Annotated in this window: 13 protein-coding genes; 8 read left to right on the top strand and 5 right to left on the bottom strand. The window is 60.6% G+C overall.

Annotated features, from left to right (window positions below; all coding sequences use genetic code 11):
* Positions 1-59: 59 nt before the first annotated feature.
* From JIO00_RS29500 to JIO00_RS29515, 4 genes are read right to left on the bottom strand one after another with little or no spacing between them, the layout of a single operon-like run.
* The gene (locus tag JIO00_RS29500) at positions 60-887 is read right to left on the bottom strand and encodes a class I SAM-dependent methyltransferase (RefSeq protein ID WP_200667336.1); all 828 of its coding nucleotides are present in this window, start codon (positions 885-887) and stop codon (positions 60-62) included.
* The gene (locus JIO00_RS29505) at positions 881-2038 is read right to left on the bottom strand and encodes an acyltransferase family protein (protein WP_102594444.1); all 1158 of its coding nucleotides are present in this window, start codon (positions 2036-2038) and stop codon (positions 881-883) included. The genes JIO00_RS29500 and JIO00_RS29505 overlap by 7 nt, the downstream gene beginning before the upstream one ends.
* Positions 2039-2090: 52 nt before the next feature.
* Positions 2091-3389, bottom strand: coding sequence for a glycosyltransferase (locus tag JIO00_RS29510; protein WP_154912714.1), 1299 nt, complete (start codon positions 3387-3389; stop codon positions 2091-2093).
* Positions 3383-4948 (bottom strand): glycosyltransferase, encoded by a 1566-nt coding sequence (locus JIO00_RS29515; protein ID WP_234452918.1) that lies wholly within the window; start codon positions 4946-4948, stop codon positions 3383-3385. The genes JIO00_RS29510 and JIO00_RS29515 overlap by 7 nt, the downstream gene beginning before the upstream one ends.
* 428 nt (positions 4949-5376) lie before the next feature.
* On the opposite strand from JIO00_RS29515, the gene JIO00_RS29520 reads away from it, so the two are divergent.
* From JIO00_RS29520 to JIO00_RS29555, 8 genes are read left to right on the top strand one after another with little or no spacing between them, the layout of a single operon-like run.
* Positions 5377-6291 carry a GDP-mannose 4,6-dehydratase gene (locus tag JIO00_RS29520; protein WP_102594447.1) on the top strand — a complete coding sequence of 305 codons (915 nt, stop codon included), beginning with the start codon at positions 5377-5379 and terminating at the stop codon, positions 6289-6291.
* On the top strand, positions 6288-7259 hold the full coding sequence (gene gmd, locus JIO00_RS29525; RefSeq protein ID WP_010465433.1) for a GDP-mannose 4,6-dehydratase: 972 nt from the start codon (positions 6288-6290) through the stop codon (positions 7257-7259). The genes JIO00_RS29520 and gmd overlap by 4 nt, the downstream gene beginning before the upstream one ends.
* A 3-nt stretch (positions 7260-7262) precedes the next feature.
* Positions 7263-8705, top strand: a complete 1443-nt coding sequence (locus tag JIO00_RS29530; RefSeq protein WP_077748510.1) for a mannose-1-phosphate guanylyltransferase/mannose-6-phosphate isomerase — start codon at positions 7263-7265, stop codon at positions 8703-8705.
* Complete coding sequence (locus JIO00_RS29535) at positions 8706-9503, top strand: ABC transporter permease (protein WP_083375406.1); 798 nt, start codon at positions 8706-8708, stop codon at positions 9501-9503. It begins immediately after the preceding gene.
* Positions 9503-10753: an ABC transporter ATP-binding protein gene (locus JIO00_RS29540; protein WP_010465439.1), complete on the top strand. Its 1251-nt coding sequence runs from the start codon at positions 9503-9505 to the stop codon at positions 10751-10753. The genes JIO00_RS29535 and JIO00_RS29540 overlap by 1 nt, the downstream gene beginning before the upstream one ends.
* Positions 10750-12117 carry a glycosyltransferase family 4 protein gene (locus JIO00_RS29545; protein WP_200667340.1) on the top strand — a complete coding sequence of 456 codons (1368 nt, stop codon included), beginning with the start codon at positions 10750-10752 and terminating at the stop codon, positions 12115-12117. Before JIO00_RS29540 ends, JIO00_RS29545 begins: the two co-directional genes overlap by 4 nt.
* Positions 12101-13231, top strand: coding sequence for a glycosyltransferase family 4 protein (locus JIO00_RS29550; protein ID WP_200667342.1), 1131 nt, complete (start codon positions 12101-12103; stop codon positions 13229-13231). Before JIO00_RS29545 ends, JIO00_RS29550 begins: the two co-directional genes overlap by 17 nt.
* A 1-nt stretch (position 13232) precedes the next feature.
* A complete protein-coding gene (locus JIO00_RS29555; RefSeq protein WP_200667344.1) occupies positions 13233-14363 on the top strand; it encodes a glycosyltransferase family 4 protein in 1131 nt (376 codons plus the stop codon).
* Positions 14364-14464: 101 nt separating this feature from the next.
* On the opposite strand, the gene JIO00_RS29560 is transcribed toward JIO00_RS29555, so the two are convergent.
* Positions 14465-14842, bottom strand: a complete 378-nt coding sequence (locus JIO00_RS29560; RefSeq protein ID WP_102595285.1) for a DUF6124 family protein — start codon at positions 14840-14842, stop codon at positions 14465-14467.
* Between the last annotated feature and the right edge of the window lie 263 nt (positions 14843-15105).

The following is a 15105-nucleotide window of genomic DNA, read 5'->3' on the forward strand; positions in this document are numbered from 1 at the left end:
GAGCCTTTGTGGTGAGGGGATTTATCCTCTCACCACAAGGCAGCGGCTACAGAGAGTGGCTACACCAAGGGCTTGCGGGCAATGATCACCTGACTTTTCGCCACGACCGCGTCCAGCGCCTGTTTGATCTGCGCGCCACGGGGCGACGCCAGAATGGCCTGCCACGTGTCGGCCCAGTGGTTGAGCAGCGGGTGGTCAGGATTGCTGAAATCGACCTTGGCTTCCCAGAACAACAGCATCCACATCGACCAGTAAAACCCGTACTGGCTGTGGCTGAGCACTTCCAGGCCGGCGTCGCTGACCATCGCCTTGAACTGCTCTTCGCTGATGATGCGAATGTGGTTGGGCTTCTGGAAATACTCGGGCGCGGCGATGTCTTTTTGCAGGTCTTCGGAGCTTGGGTGCGGGACGCTGAGCAAATACAACGCGCCCGGTTTGCCGACACGCACCAGTTCAGCAAGGAACTGCGCCGGATCGTCCACGTGTTCGATGACTTCGGTGGACACCACGCGAGTGGCCGTCGCATCGCCAATCGGCAGCGGGTTGCAGTCGGTGACGTGGCATTCGACGTCACGCGCCGGTGTGTCGCTCAGGCGCTGTCGGGTGGCTTCGACCTTGGCCGCGTCGATGTCGGCGATGATGATCTTCGCCCCGCGCATGCCGCAGAAATGCACGTTACCGCCGTCACCGCAGCCGACGTCCAGCAGCGTGTCTTCGGCGGTCACCGGGAACCCGGTGAACAGCTCGCCGGTTTGCTGATTGAACCAGCCGCTGAGCATTGCGTCGTGCAGGCCGAGCATGTACGGATCGACCTTCTCGACCGTGTCCGCCACAGGCGCCACGGGAACGGGCGTACCCGCCGTGAGTTTCTTCAAAAGGCTCAGCATGAGGTAGCTCCAGAGGTTTGGGCGGCTGTTCGGGACGTGCCCAGGCGTTTGACCAGCGAGGCACCGCGGTTACGCATGGGCATTTCGATGAAGCGGTAGTTGAGTTCGCTCAACAAAGCGATCAAACCGCCAGCAATCATCAGTGTCAGGATCGGATGGCCGCCGGGATTGGGCAGACCGGCGCCCTGCAAGCGGAACGTGAATTCGCGCACCAGCAAATAAGCCGGTATGTGGATCAGATAGATCCCGTAGGAGCGACTGCCGACCCACGTCATCAGGTTCTTCAACACGCCCCGTGGCAGCAGGTAGTCGCGATTGTAGGAAGCGATCCAGACCAGCACCGCGCACAACAACGCGATCGTGCCGATGCGGTAATGAGTGAACGTGAAGCGATCCGTCGCCATGAAACTGAGCACCAGCGACAGCGCGACCAATGCTGTCACCCCGGCCCACGGACGGCGCAGGAACGTCGGCTCCCAGCGCAGATACGAGGGTTGCGCACTCCACATCGCCAACAGGATGCCGAGTGCCAGCGCATCGGTGCGAACCACCATCAAGATCGGTGTGCGCAACGTGAACAACTGCACCGCGACCAGCGCCAGCAAGGCCCAGACCAGGTGCTTGCGACAGATCAGAATCAGCAGCGGAAACAACAGGTAAAACTGCTCCTCCAGCGATAGGCTCCAGTACACGAAACTGGTGCCGTACTCATAGTTATAGAAGCTGTCGGCGAAGCGGAAGTTCGCGTACTGCCCGACCCCGGCCAGGGTCGCCTGAAGGTTGGCGTGCAGCGTGCCGAACGCTCCGGAGCGATTGAGAAAAATGCAGCCCAGCAACATCAGCGCCAGCCACAACCACGCTGACGGCAGCAATCGAAAGGCCCGGCGCAGCCAGAAGTTACGCGTCTGCTGCCAGTACTCCTGACGGGTGCTGCAACCCTGCAACGCCGGGATCAGGCTGCGCGCAATGACAAACCCGGAGATGGCGAAAAACAGATCCACGCCCCACCACGGCTGACCCCACGCGGTGATGGCTTGCAACAGCGGCACCGGGGCCGCAAACAGGCTGTCTTGCAGGTGATGAAACAACACACCGAGCACCGCAATGCCGCGCAACAACTCGATGTCCATGATCCGTCTGTCGTTATTCATGCCGTCCTCCTGGACGTTGCCCTGTTTTCCACCCCATTCAACACTGCGCGGATCATGCTTCGCGGGTATCCGGAGCGACGCGGGTTTCAAGGAGCTGCGCGAAGAAGGCTTTCAGTCGTTGCTCGGCGGTGGCCTGGCTGCAGAATTTTTCGAGGCTGGCCACCGAATGCGCGGACATCTGCGCGTAACGCTCGGCGTCGTTTTTGGCGACGTCATAGCTGGCCCGATAAGCGCGGCACAACGATTCCCAGTTCGTCACGTAACGCAGGGTTCGGAACGCCCTGCGCGGGTCGTGGGGCCAGGCCGTCAGCTCGTCGGTGGAGTCGATCAGAAACGCATTATCGGCATCCAGGTAATCGATCATCGCCGTGGTGCGTGGCGCGACCGCCGGTTTACCGCAGGACATGAACTCCATCAGCGGCAGGCACTGGCCTTCGCCGTAAGAGGTGTTGACCACAAAGCGGGTTGCCTGCACCAGGTGCTCGTAGTCCGAATCCGCGAGGTAGCCGTAGATCAGCACGATGCGGCAGCGATAGGACTGGTTTTTGTACAAATGGTGAAGGATGTCGGTCAGCGCTTCTTCGGCATCGTGGTGGGTCAGTTTGAGCACCAGCGTCGCGTCATCCACCTCGCGGAACGTCACGCAGAAGGCACTGAGCATGTCTTCCCAATTCTTGCGCCCATCACCCGGGTTGAACACCGAGGTGTAGATCACGCCGTCGAGCACCAGTTCGTGTTCACGGGGCGGTGCTTCGAAATCGATACCTTCGCCTTCGCGTAACGACGCCGGCCCAAAGGCTCGCAAGTCCAGGGTGCGGCTGTCGGCCACCAGGCCTTTGATCTTCAGGCGCACCTGACTCGCCAGTGGCTGACGTTGCAACTGGGCGCCGCGTGCCGAGAATCGATCCCACACCGGCGCCGGCACCGCGACGATCGAATAGTCGGCGCCCATCGCCTCGCGCACGGCGTTTACCGTGTAGCTGGAATGGGTAATCGCCGCGCCTGAAGCACGCAATACCGTGCGCCAATCATTGCGCGGCTCACCCGCAAAGGGTTCGTTGGGAATGGTGCTGAATTCCCACGCAAACACCGGCAAGGTCGGACAGGCGAAGTGCACCGGCGTGCAATGCGGCGGCGAGAACGACAGGAACACGCAGTCTTCACCTCGGGACAGCGCGTCGCGGTACAAGGCATCGACTTCGGTCTGCGGGTCTCTGACTTCCACCACGCGCCCCAGACGTTCCAGCACCGGCCGGTATTCCTTGAGCACGAAGTAATAGCTGTACTCCGAACGGCCAAGGTTCTGGGCGATGGTGTGCTGGTTGGTTTCCGAATGAATGATGATCAGCATGAGGCGTTATCCGTCACGGCCGCTACCGGCAAAGCCTGCGGCGTCAGCCCGAAAAAATCCGCCAGGCGCTTCTGCACCGGGGCGAAGGCGCAGTAGTCGTGCATGCGCTCGACCGCATCGCCCGACATGCGCCGGTACTCCAGCGGTTGCTCCTTGGCCGTCCGGTAGCTGTTTTCGTAGGCGGTTTTCAGCGAGCCCCAGTCCGGGCGATAACGCAGGGTCCGGTAAATGATCCGGGTGTCTTGTGGCCAGATGGTCAGCTCTTCGCTGGACTTGACCACAAACGCCACACGCTCATCGATGTAATCCTCCATGGCGGTGTGGTCCGGGGCGATCACCGGCTTACCGCTGGCCATGAACTCCATCAGCGGCAGGCACAACCCCTCGCAGCGCGACGCGTTGACGTAATAACTGGCGGCTTCGTACAACCGGGCGTATTGCGGATCATCCAGGTAACCGTGCATCACCACCACCCGACAGGCGAACGGCGAGAGTTGCGCGAGCAAGGTCATCAGCTCGTCGTAGTAGGACGACAGGTCGCTCTGGGTAATCTTCAGCACCAGCGTGGCATCATCCGTTTCGCGAAAGGCCCAGCAGAATGCGGTGATCAATTGATGCCAGTTCTTGCGACCGTCACGGGGGTTGAACACCGTGACGTACACCACGCCATCCACCTGGGTTTCAACCCGGGAAGTGGTGTCCGGCCAATCCCGCGGTGCAGGCTCCGGCACGGCCATCGTCTGCGGGCCAGCGATAGCCGGCAGATACTCGGCGAGCCGTGCATGAGCGGTATCGGAAAGAAGATCGCGGATGCCTTCCCAATACCACTGGCTCAGAAAGTGCGTGCGATGCACCGGGACGGGCAGCGTTTTGCCCATGTCCCGACGCCACATGTGCAGGTAATGGCGAGCGATGACGAAGCGACGTTTTAGCGTCAACGGCGGCGGCTTCAATGCCTCCAGCGCCGCCAGTTCCTCGGCGCTCGGCGGTACGGGAATCAGCGCGTCGGCAGACAGCCCAAGCGTGCGCGTATCGAAGATGCAGCCTTTGATCTCCAGCGTCGAACCGGTATTCACCGGCGCGCTGGCGTGGTGGCTGCGAATGGCCGCGAAGTTCTCCCACAAGGGCGTGGGCAACACCAGCACGGGGAAATCTTCGCCCATGGCCCGCCGAATCGCCCGGGCCGTGTGGCTGGAAAGCGTGATGACCCGGCCCTGGCGTGCCAGCATCTGCGTCCAGTCCTGACGTGGGTCGTTATCCCATTGCTCATCGGGAATGGAGTCGAACTCCCAGGCCACCACGCAGATCGTCGGGCATTCAAGATCGTTCGGGGTTTTCTGCGGCGGGGTGAACGACAGGAACAGGCTGTCTTCGCCGGTGGCCAGCAATTGTCGATAGAGAGGATCGACCTCGGCGGTGGAGGACACCACATGCACCCGCCCGAGGCTTTCGAGCACCGGGCGATAAGCCTTGAGCACGAAGTAATAACTGTATTCGGGACGACCGAGGCTCTGACTGATGGAGCTGTCGTTGACGTCCGAGTAAAGAATGAAGTTCATGGCATCCCACGATGAAACCGCCATCCCGGCAGCCCCACTCTATGACGGCAAAGCCACGGATCGACCCGGCGTTTGCCAGTCGTCGTCCAGCGCCTTCTTGCCCGTCTACGTTCTTGTTTTAATGGTCAGCTTCGCGGGGTGTGAATACCACCCGGCCGAACCCTGGGTAATCGTGACGAGGGGCATTCTAAACACATCCGCTGAGGATTCGTGAACCGCCCGGCGAGAATAAATCGGGCTTCGCTGACGAGAACTGACCAGTCACGGTGGGACCTGTTGAAATTGCCGCGCAATTGGCACAGATTGGCTACCAAACAACTACAACAAACGTTTCGCCTGTCTTTCGACCAAGGAATCCACCCGGTCTGTCAGACATCTCCATAAAGCCTGTGGGGAATGGACGAAATGCACGACCAAGGGGCCGCTGTTTGAAAAAGCGTCTGTTCGTTACGGGTCTCAGTGGATTCGTAGGACAACACATCCAAACCCGCCTGAAGGCTGATGCCTCGGAATGGGAGCTTCTGCCTGTCGCCGCCCGCTACGATCTCGGCGAGCCAGGCTCCCTCGACGGCCTCTGGCCGGACATGCCCGACGCGGTCATTCACCTGGCCGGCCAGACCTTCGTCCCCGAAGCCTTCCGCGATCCGGCACGCACGCTGACGATCAACCTGCTCGGCACCTTGAACCTGCTTCAGGCACTCAAGGCCCGTGGCTTCAACGGGACCTTCCTGTACGTCAGCTCCGGCGACGTCTACGGGCAAGTGACCGAGTCAGACCTGCCCATTACCGAACACCAGCCACCCTGCCCGCGCAATCCCTATGCCGTCAGCAAACTGTCGGCCGAGTTCCTCAGCCTGCAATGGGGCCTGAGCGAAGGCTGGCCGGTCGTGGTCGCACGCCCGTTCAACCACATCGGCACCGGCCAGAAAGACAGCTTCGTCATCGCCAGCGCCGCCCGCCAGATCAACCGTATCAAACAAGGCCTGCAAGCCCCGCAACTGGAAGTCGGGGACATTGACGTCACACGCGACTTCCTGGACGTGGGCGATGTGGTGTCCGCCTATCTGGCGCTGCTGGAAAAGGGTACGCCGGGACAGGTCTACAACATTTGCTCGGGGCGCGAGCAGAGCATCCGCAGCCTGATCGAACAACTGGGGGACCTCGCCCAGGTCGACCTGCAATTGATTCAGGATCCTGCGCGTTTTCGCCGCGCGGATCAGCGTCGCGTTTGTGGCAGCTCTGCCAAGCTCGCCCAGACCACAGGATGGACGCCTGAAATCACAACACAACAATCCCTGCGGGCGATCCTGTCCGACTGGGAGAAGCGAGTAAAAGAAGAATGACAAAAAGTGCATTGATCACGGGGATCACCGGTCAGGACGGCGCGTATCTGGCCAAATTGCTGCTCGACAAGGGCTACAAGGTCCACGGTCTGGTGGCGCGTCGCAGCAGCGATGCACGCTGGCGTTTGCGTGAAATGGGAGTCGAGGGGGACATCGTTTACCTGGACGGTGACATGGCCGATGCCTGCTCGGTGCAGCGCGCGGTGATCAAATCCGCTCCGGACGAAATCTACAACCTGGCGGCGCAAAGCTTTGTCGCGGCCTCCTGGGATCAACCGGTCACCACCGGCATCGTTGACGGGCTGGGCGTGACTCACCTGCTCGAAGCGATCCGCCAGTTCAGTCCGCACACGCGTTTTTACCAGGCGTCTACCAGCGAAATGTTTGGCCTGATCCAGGCCGAGCAGCAGGACGAGAACACGCCGTTCTACCCGCGCAGCCCTTACGGCGTGGCCAAGCTGTATGGTCACTGGATCACCGTGAACTATCGCGAAAGTTTCAACCTGCACGCCAGCAGCGGGATCCTGTTCAACCATGAATCGCCCCTGCGCGGCATCGAGTTCGTGACCCGCAAAGTGACCGACGCCGCCGCCCGCATCAAACAGGGCAAACAGCAGGAATTGCTGCTGGGCAACATCGACGCCAAACGCGACTGGGGGTTTGCCGGTGATTACGTCGAAGCCATGTGGCTGATGCTGCAACAGGACAAGCCTGACGATTTTGTGGTCGCTACCGGCGTGACCACCACCGTGCGCGAGATGTGCCGCATCGCCTTCGATCACGTGGGCCTGAACTACCGCGACTTCGTGAAGATTGACCCGGCGTTCTTCCGCCCGGCCGAGGTCGAAGTGCTGCTCGGCAACCCGGCCAAAGCTCAGCGCGTATTGGGCTGGAAGCCAAAAACAGACCTGGATACCTTGATCCGCATGATGATGGATGCGGACATGAAACGCGTCGCCAAGGAGTAGGCCATGCTGATTCCTGTGATTCTCTCCGGCGGTGCCGGTACTCGCTTGTGGCCGGTGTCCCGCGAGGGCCATCCCAAGCCGTTCATGACCCTGCCCGACGGTCAGTCGCTGCTGGGCAAAACCTATCGGCGAGCGGCCGGTCTGCTTGATGGCTGGGGCGATATCGTCACGGTGACTAACCGCGACTACTACTTCCAGAGCAAGGATCACTATCAGGAGGCGCAGCTGAGTCGCCATCGCGGGCACTTTCTGCTGGAGCCGACAGGCCGCAACACCGCCCCGGCCATCGCCGCCGCCGCCCTGTCACTGCAAGCCCTGCACGGCGATGACGCGATCATGGTGGTGATGCCCGCCGACCATTTGATCCTCAACGAAAACGCCTTGAAGTCTGCGGTCGAACACGCCGTGGCATTGGCCAAGGATGGTTTCCTGGTGACGTTCGGCGTGGTGCCGACGGCCCCGGAGACCGGTTTCGGCTACATCGAGACCGGCGCGGCACTGGACGAAAAAGGCGCCGCCAAAGTGCAGCGTTTCGTCGAAAAACCGGATCTGCAAACCGCCACCCATTACCTGGAAAGCGGCAAGTTCCTGTGGAACTCGGGGATGTTCTGTTTCTCCGTGACGACCGTGCTGGCCGAATTGCAGATCCATGCCCCCGAGCTGCTGGAGCAGACGCAAACCTGCATGGCGCAAAGCGCCCCCGTGGAAACGGCCGGGTGCCTGCAGCAGGAATTATCCCCGGCGTTGTTTGCCGAAATCACCGACATTTCCATCGACTACGCCTTGATGGAACGCTCCGACAAAGTGGTGGTGGTGCCCGCCGGTTTTGACTGGAGCGACATCGGCTCCTGGGGCGCGGTGGCCGCGCTGGTGCCGGCGGATGCGCAAAACAACCGCGCCAGCGGTGACGCGGTGTTCGTCGACAGCCACAACAACTTCGTCCAGAGCGAAGACCGGCTGGTAGCCGCGGTGGGTGTGGATAACTTGATCATCATCGACACCGCCGACGCGGTGCTGGTGGCCCACGCCGATCGCGCACAGGATGTGCGCCGGGTGGCCAAGCAGCTCAAGGACAAAAAGCACGAGGCCTATCGCCTGCACCGCACGGTCAGCCGGCCCTGGGGCACCTACACCGTGCTCGAGGAAGGCCCGCGCTTCAAGATCAAGCGCATCGTGGTCAAGCCTGGCGCCAAGCTGTCGCTGCAAATGCACCACCACCGCAACGAACACTGGGTGGTCGTCGAAGGCATGGCCAAGGTCACCAACAACGGCGCCGGCACCCATCTGGTGGCCAAGAACGAATCAACCTTCATTGCCGCCGGTCACAAGCATCGCCTGGAAAACCCGGGCGTGATCGACCTGGTGATCATCGAAGTGCAAAGCGGCGAATACCTGGGAGAGGACGATATCGTTCGCTTCGAAGACCAATACGGCAGGACGGTTTGAATGCTGCTTTCCCTATACCGCACGCTGCGTAGTTATCGAGGGTTTATCTTCGGTAGCGTCCAGCGTGAGTTTCAGGCGCGTTATCGCAATTCGCTGTTTGGTGCTCTGTGGCCGGTGCTTAACCCCCTGTCGATGATCATCGTCTACACCGTGATTTTTTCCCACATCATGCGCGCGCGCCTGCCGGGCGTGGATGACAGCATGGCCTACAGCGTTTACCTCTGTGCCGGCCTGCTCGCCTGGGGACTCTTTGCGGAAATCACCTTGCGCAGCCAGAACATGTTTCTGGAAAACGCCAACCTGCTGAAGAAAATCAGCTTCCCACGGATCTGCCTGCCGGTAATTGTGCTGTTTAACGCGGGCATCAACTTCGCAATCATCATGGCCCTGTTCCTGGGCTTTCTGCTGATCACCGGACGTTGGCCGGGAATGGCGTTGTTCGCCTTGATACCGCTGATGGCGTTGCAAATGATGTTCTGTGCCGGGCTGGGAATGATACTCGGCGTGTTGAATGTCTTCTTCCGGGATGTCGGGCAACTCTTCGGCATCTGCCTGCAATTCTGGTTCTGGCTGACGCCCATTGTCTACCCGATGAGCATCCTGCCGGACTGGGTGCAGCGCCTGCTGCAACTCAACCCCCTGACCAACCTGATCGTCAGCTATCAAAACATGTTTCTTTATGGGCAATGGCCGGTCTGGAGTTCGCTGCTGCCGATTTTTGTCACGGGCTTAGTGTTCTGTCTGATCGGGCTGCGTCTGTTTCGCCAGCGCGTCGGTGAAATGGTGGATGAACTCTGATGGGGCATATTCGCGTCACCGGCCTGGGCAAGGCCTACAAGCAATACCCGACCCGCTGGAGCCGACTGGCCGAGTGGCTGATTCCGTTTTCGCCCCTGCGCCACCACCAGCACTGGGTGCTGCAAGACGTCGAATTCGAGATTGCCCCCGGTGAGGCAGTGGGCATCGTCGGGGTCAACGGCGCAGGCAAAAGCACCTTGCTGAAGATGATCACCGGCACCACCCAACCGACGTGCGGCAAGATCGAGCTCGAAGGCCGGGTGGCGGCCCTGCTGGAACTGGGCATGGGCTTTCACCCGGACTTTACCGGCCGACAGAATGCAATCATGGCCGGGCAATTACTGGGCATGCAGGTCGATGACATCGAAGCGCTGATGCCACAGATCGAAAGTTTCGCGGAAATCGGCGAAGCCATTGACCATCCGGTGCGAACCTATTCCAGCGGCATGCAGATGCGCCTGGCGTTCAGCGTGGCCACCGCGCAGCGTCCGGACATCCTGATCGTCGACGAAGCCCTCTCCGTGGGCGACGCCTACTTCCAGCACAAGAGCTTCGAACGCATCCGCAGCTTCCGCAAGGCTGGCACCACCCTGCTGATCGTTTCCCATGATCGCTCGGCCATCCAGTCGATTTGCGATTCGGCGATCCTGCTCAAAGACGGCCGCATGGCCATGTACGGCAAACCCGAAGCGGTCCTGGATTACTACAACGCCCTGATGGCCGAGCGTGAAGGCCAGGTGGTCCGTCAGGAAATGCTCGCCGGCGGCGAAGTCCAGACCGTGTCCGGCACCGGTGAAGCGGCCATCCTCAGTGTGCGGATGCTGGACGAGAACGAACGCTCCATCGACGCCGCCGAGGTCGGTCAGAGCGTGGTGCTGGAAGTCCAGGTCGAAGTCCGCCAGGACATCGAGCGATTGGTGCTCGGTTTCATCCTCAAGGACCGCCTGGGTCAAATGATGTATGGCATCAACACCCATCGCCAGGACAAGGCCCTGACCGATCTGCACGCCGGGGAGCGTTACACGTACCGTTTTTCCTTCGTCATGGGCCTGGGCAAGGGCAACTATTCCGTGTCCCTGAGCTTGTCGCGGCTGGACTCGCATCTGGATCGCAACTACGAATGGCGCGATTACGGGCTGGTGTTCCATGTGATCAACAACCGGCATGAAGACTTCGTCGGCTGCTCGTGGCTGGCGGCGCAAACCACCATTACCCGCTCCGACTCGATTGTTTCGGAGCGCACGCCATGACGCGCCTTCTGGTGGAATGCACCCACGTGTTCCTGCACCCCAAAGTCAATTCGGGCATCCAGCGGGTGGTGCGTAACGTCATCAATCAATTGCCGGCTAGCGTCGACGGTGTTGAGTGCATTCCAGTGGTGATGCTCAAGGGCAAACTCTATCGGGTGCTCAAACTCGGTGCGTTGAACATCCCGTTTTTTGATGGGCTGATGACATTCGGTGGGCGACTGGAGCGGCTGGCTCATCGTTTCTGGCAACTGCATCAACGCTTGCACAATCGCAGTCACTCGCGAGTGGTCAAGCGCCTGCTGCACGTGGCCTACCGCCTCACGGCGATCACCTGCTTCAGCATTCCTTTGCGCCTGATCGACGCCATCAACCAATATCAACTGCCCAAACGGTGCTCGCCATTGCAGCATCAGCCGGGTGATCAACTGGTGTTGCTGGATTCTTCCTGGCACAGCGATTTCTTCCCGTTTGCCGAACAGCTCAAGCGTGAAGGCGTGGGCATCGTTTCGGTGATCTACGACCTCATCCCGCTGACTCACCCACAGTTCTACGACACGCGGCTGGTGCAGACTTTCAACGAGTGGTTCAACTGGATCACCCAGACCGCCGACGGCTACGTGGCGATCTCCGCCATGGTGCGCGATCAGGTGCGTGAAGAATTGCAGCGTCGGCTGGGTCCGGCCAAAGCCGATACGTTGTGGTTCGATTATTTTCACCTCGGCTCCGAACTGGACCTGAGCGAAGCCTGCGCCGCCGTCGAGCCGAGACTGACGCGCGTGTTCAAAACACCGGAGCCGGTGTTTTTAATGGTCAGCACCATCGAGCCGCGTAAAAACCACGATTACCTGCTCGACGCGTTCGAACGTGCCTGGGCCTCAGGTTCGCAAGCCCGGCTGTGCATCGCCGGGCGCATCGGCTGGAAGTGCGACGCCCTGCTCGCCCGCGTGCGCAACCACCCACAGTTGAACCAACGCCTGTTCATGTTCAACGACCTGAGCGACACCAGCCTCGAACACGCCTATTCCCACGCTAGCGCGCTGGTGTTTCCGTCGTGGGTTGAAGGCTTCGGCTTGCCACTGGTGGAAGCCATGCAGCGCGGTTTGCCGGCCATGGGCAGCGACATTCCTATCTTTCGCGAAATCGGTGGCGAGTTCATGGCGTACTTTGACCTCGCCGAACCGCAAAGCCTGGCGGACCTGGTCACCGGTTTCGAACGCTCCGGGAAATTCCCGGCCGCTCGCAGCGTGGCGGACTGGCAGTGGATCGGCTGGCGTGAAGCCAGTGCGCAACTGGCTGAACGCACCCTGCGCAATCTGGTAGACGCGCCGGTCGTGCAAGAGAGGCAACATGCGAATTGCCCTTAACGCCCGGATCCTTCAAGCCCCGCGCACCGGCATCGGCCATTACGTCGCCGAACTGGCGAACGCGCTTGCTGATGAGCCCGATGTCGAACTCGCACTGTTCCACGGTTGGGGCTGGAGTTCGGACTTGCCAGAAGCCGCCATGCCCGGCTATTCGCGACTGACGCCGTTGCTGCGACAAATTCCGGGGGCTTATCAAGCCCGGCGCTGGCTGGAGCAGAAACGCTTCGATCAAGGACGCTCGAAAACCATCGACCTCTATCACGAACCGAGCCTGTGGCCGCTGTCGTTCGACGGCCCGACGGTCATCACCCTGCATGACCTGACGCACCTGCACTACCCCGACACGCAACCCCCCTCGCGCCTGCGGGAAATCGAGCGGCGCCTGGCCGACGGCGTGCAGCGAGCGAGTCTGATTCTTACCGACTCGCAGTACATTGCCGACGAAGCCCAGGCGTATTTCGCACTGCCGGCCGAGCGTATTGTCGTCGCACCGCTGGGCGTGGCCGCACGTTTCCACCCACGGGAGCCTGAAGCCATTAACGCGGTGCTCAAGAGTCACGGCGTCGAGGCGCGGGAATACTTCCTGTGTGTTGGCACCCTCGAGCCGCGCAAGAACCTGACGCTGGCCCTGCGCGCCCATGCCCTATTACCGGCAGCCGTGCGCCAGGGTTTTCCCCTGCTGATCGCCGGCATGGCCGGTTGGCAAGGCGAACAATTCAGTGATGAATTGCGCGCCGCCCTGGCCACCGGGGATGTGTGCCTGCTCGGGTATCTGCCCGATGAAGCACTGGCACAGCTGCTGGCCGGCGCCCGGGCGTTGATCTTTCCCTCGTTGTACGAAGGGTTCGGCCTGCCCGTCCTGGAAGCCATGGCCAGCGGCACCCCGGTGATTCTGACCCAGCATTCGGCCATGCCGGAAGTCGCGGGCGACGCCGGCAACTACATAGCACCGGACGATCCAGACACCTTGCGCGATGCCATGATCCGACTCATCGACGACCCGCTGCATTGGCAGGTCTGTCGCGAAGCCGGTTTGCAACAAGCGAAGCTTTTTTCCTGGGAGCGTTGCGCGAAGGCCACGGCCCGCGCTTACCGCCAGGCTATGGGAGACTGATATGCGCGTACTGCACTTTTACAAGACCTACCTGCCGGACTCGATGGGTGGCATCGAACAAGTCATTTTTCAACTCTGCGAAAGCGGTGCGCGCCACTCGGTCGACAGTACGGTACTGACGTTGAGCAACAACCCGGCACCTGGCGCGATACAGATCCGTCATCATCAGGTTCATCAGGCCCGGATGGATTTCCAGATGGCCTCCACCGGTTTTTCCTATAGCGTCTTCAGGCAATTTCGTGAGCTGGCGGCTGAGGCGGACGTGGTCAATTACCACTTCCCCTGGCCCTTCATGGACCTGGTGCATTTTTTCAGCGCCACTAAAAAACCCTGCGTGGTGAGTTACCACTCGGACATCATTCGCCAGCGCCATTTGCTCAAGCTCTACCGTCCATTGATGCGTCGTTTTCTGGACAGCGCCGACCGAATCGTCGCAGCCTCCCCCAACTACTTTCACACCAGCGATGTGCTTCAGGACTACCGCGAGAAAACCCGCGTCATCACCTACGGGCTGGACAAGTCAGGTTATCCACAGCCTGACGCTGCACGTACTGAACGCTGGCGCAAACAAGTCGGCGACCGGTTCTTCCTGTTCGTCGGCGTGATGCGCTACTACAAGGGCCTGCATATTCTGCTCGACGCGATGCAAGGGCTGAATTATCCGGTGGTGATCGTCGGGGCCGGACCGCTGGAGGCCGAACTGCATGCCCAAGCGAAGGCATTGGGGTTACAGAATCTGCACTTTCTGGGGCGGTTGGGTGACGAGGACAAAGTTGCTTTGCTGGAGCTGAGTTACGCAGTGGTGTTTCCGTCGCACCTACGCTCGGAAGCGTTCGGCATCTCGCTGCTCGAAGGCGCGATGTACGGCAAGCCGATGATCTCCAGCGAAATCGGTACCGGCACCAGCTACATCAACATCCACAACGAAACCGGGCTGGTGGTGCCGCCGAGTAATCCACAGGCGTTCCGAGAAGCAATGCGCACGTTGTGGGAAGACCCGGTGCGTGCGGCAGCAATGGGCGTGAAGGCTGAGGCGCGTTATCGGCAGTTATTCACCGCCGATGAAATGGGCCGCAAGTGGACGGCGTTGTACGAAGAACTGCTGGAAGAGAAATCCCTGTCCTACGCCTGAAATCTGTAGGAGCGAGGCTTGCCCGCGAAGGCGGTGTGTCAGTCGACATCAATGTTGAATGACACACCGCCTTCGCGGGCAAGCCTCGCTCCTACAGGGGTTTAGCGGTGTGGCGCGGTGTTTGTTACGGCCACGTTGTCCAGCATCCGGTTCACCGCCAGCTCCGCGAGCATGACGATCTGCTGAATCGCCATCGCTGTGTGCCGGTGCGGTCCTTCCAGGTACCCCGCAAAATCACTCGCCATCACATTGGCCTGGGCCAAGGATTCACAGGTGTGGGCCAGCAGGTCTTCGTCTTTGATGTCCGGCGCGATCATGAACATCGTGCTGGGTTTGCGGGTCGCGGGGGATTTGAGGGCGGAGGGGTTGAGGTAGTGATCCAGCGCGCGCTCGGCGGCTTCGTTGAGCTTTTTGGAATCGATGGATTCGTAAGGGGAAACGTCGTCGGTTTCCGGGGGATTTGGTGTTTCTTTAATCATGGTGACACTCCGAATGAAGGGTTTTGCTGCCACTGATCGCTGCGACGCGATGTGAGGGAGGCAGCTGTACGCGGGGTCGCAGACCGAGCCATTCGGAAACTCGGCATACCCGAGGGTATCCCGCGCACAGCCGCCATCAAGCGGGCCGGCGATTATGCACCAAATGAACTGAACGGACTGCGACGCCCGATCGCTGATGTGCAGCGACCTCCAAAGCCTATCCCCCCGACTTCCGACACGACAACCGCTAGAACGTGTCGGAA

The sequence above is a fragment of the Pseudomonas sp. SW-3 genome (assembly GCF_016615645.1).
GTDB classification, from domain to species: domain Bacteria; phylum Pseudomonadota; class Gammaproteobacteria; order Pseudomonadales; family Pseudomonadaceae; genus Aquipseudomonas; species Aquipseudomonas mandelii.

What these genes read in the sequence shown, in the direction of transcription:
- JIO00_RS29505 (WP_102594444.1), bottom strand. Translation starts at nt 2,038, where the DNA reads ATGAATAACGACAGACGGATCATGGACATCGAGTTGTTGCGCGGCATT.
- JIO00_RS29515 (WP_234452918.1), bottom strand. Translation starts at nt 4,948, where the DNA reads ATGAACTTCATTCTTTACTCGGACGTCAACGACAGCTCCATCAGTCAG.
- JIO00_RS29560 (WP_102595285.1), bottom strand. Translation starts at nt 14,842, where the DNA reads ATGATTAAAGAAACACCAAATCCCCCGGAAACCGACGACGTTTCCCCT.
- JIO00_RS29500 (WP_200667336.1), bottom strand. Translation starts at nt 887, where the DNA reads ATGCTGAGCCTTTTGAAGAAACTCACGGCGGGTACGCCCGTTCCCGTG.
- JIO00_RS29510 (WP_154912714.1), bottom strand. Translation starts at nt 3,389, where the DNA reads ATGCTGATCATCATTCATTCGGAAACCAACCAGCACACCATCGCCCAG.
- JIO00_RS29555 (WP_200667344.1), top strand. Translation starts at nt 13,233, where the DNA reads ATGCGCGTACTGCACTTTTACAAGACCTACCTGCCGGACTCGATGGGT.
- JIO00_RS29540 (WP_010465439.1), top strand. Translation starts at nt 9,503, where the DNA reads ATGGGGCATATTCGCGTCACCGGCCTGGGCAAGGCCTACAAGCAATAC.
- JIO00_RS29550 (WP_200667342.1), top strand. Translation starts at nt 12,101, where the DNA reads ATGCGAATTGCCCTTAACGCCCGGATCCTTCAAGCCCCGCGCACCGGC.
- JIO00_RS29545 (WP_200667340.1), top strand. Translation starts at nt 10,750, where the DNA reads ATGACGCGCCTTCTGGTGGAATGCACCCACGTGTTCCTGCACCCCAAA.
- JIO00_RS29535 (WP_083375406.1), top strand. Translation starts at nt 8,706, where the DNA reads ATGCTGCTTTCCCTATACCGCACGCTGCGTAGTTATCGAGGGTTTATC.
- JIO00_RS29530 (WP_077748510.1), top strand. Translation starts at nt 7,263, where the DNA reads ATGCTGATTCCTGTGATTCTCTCCGGCGGTGCCGGTACTCGCTTGTGG.
- gmd (WP_010465433.1), top strand. Translation starts at nt 6,288, where the DNA reads ATGACAAAAAGTGCATTGATCACGGGGATCACCGGTCAGGACGGCGCG.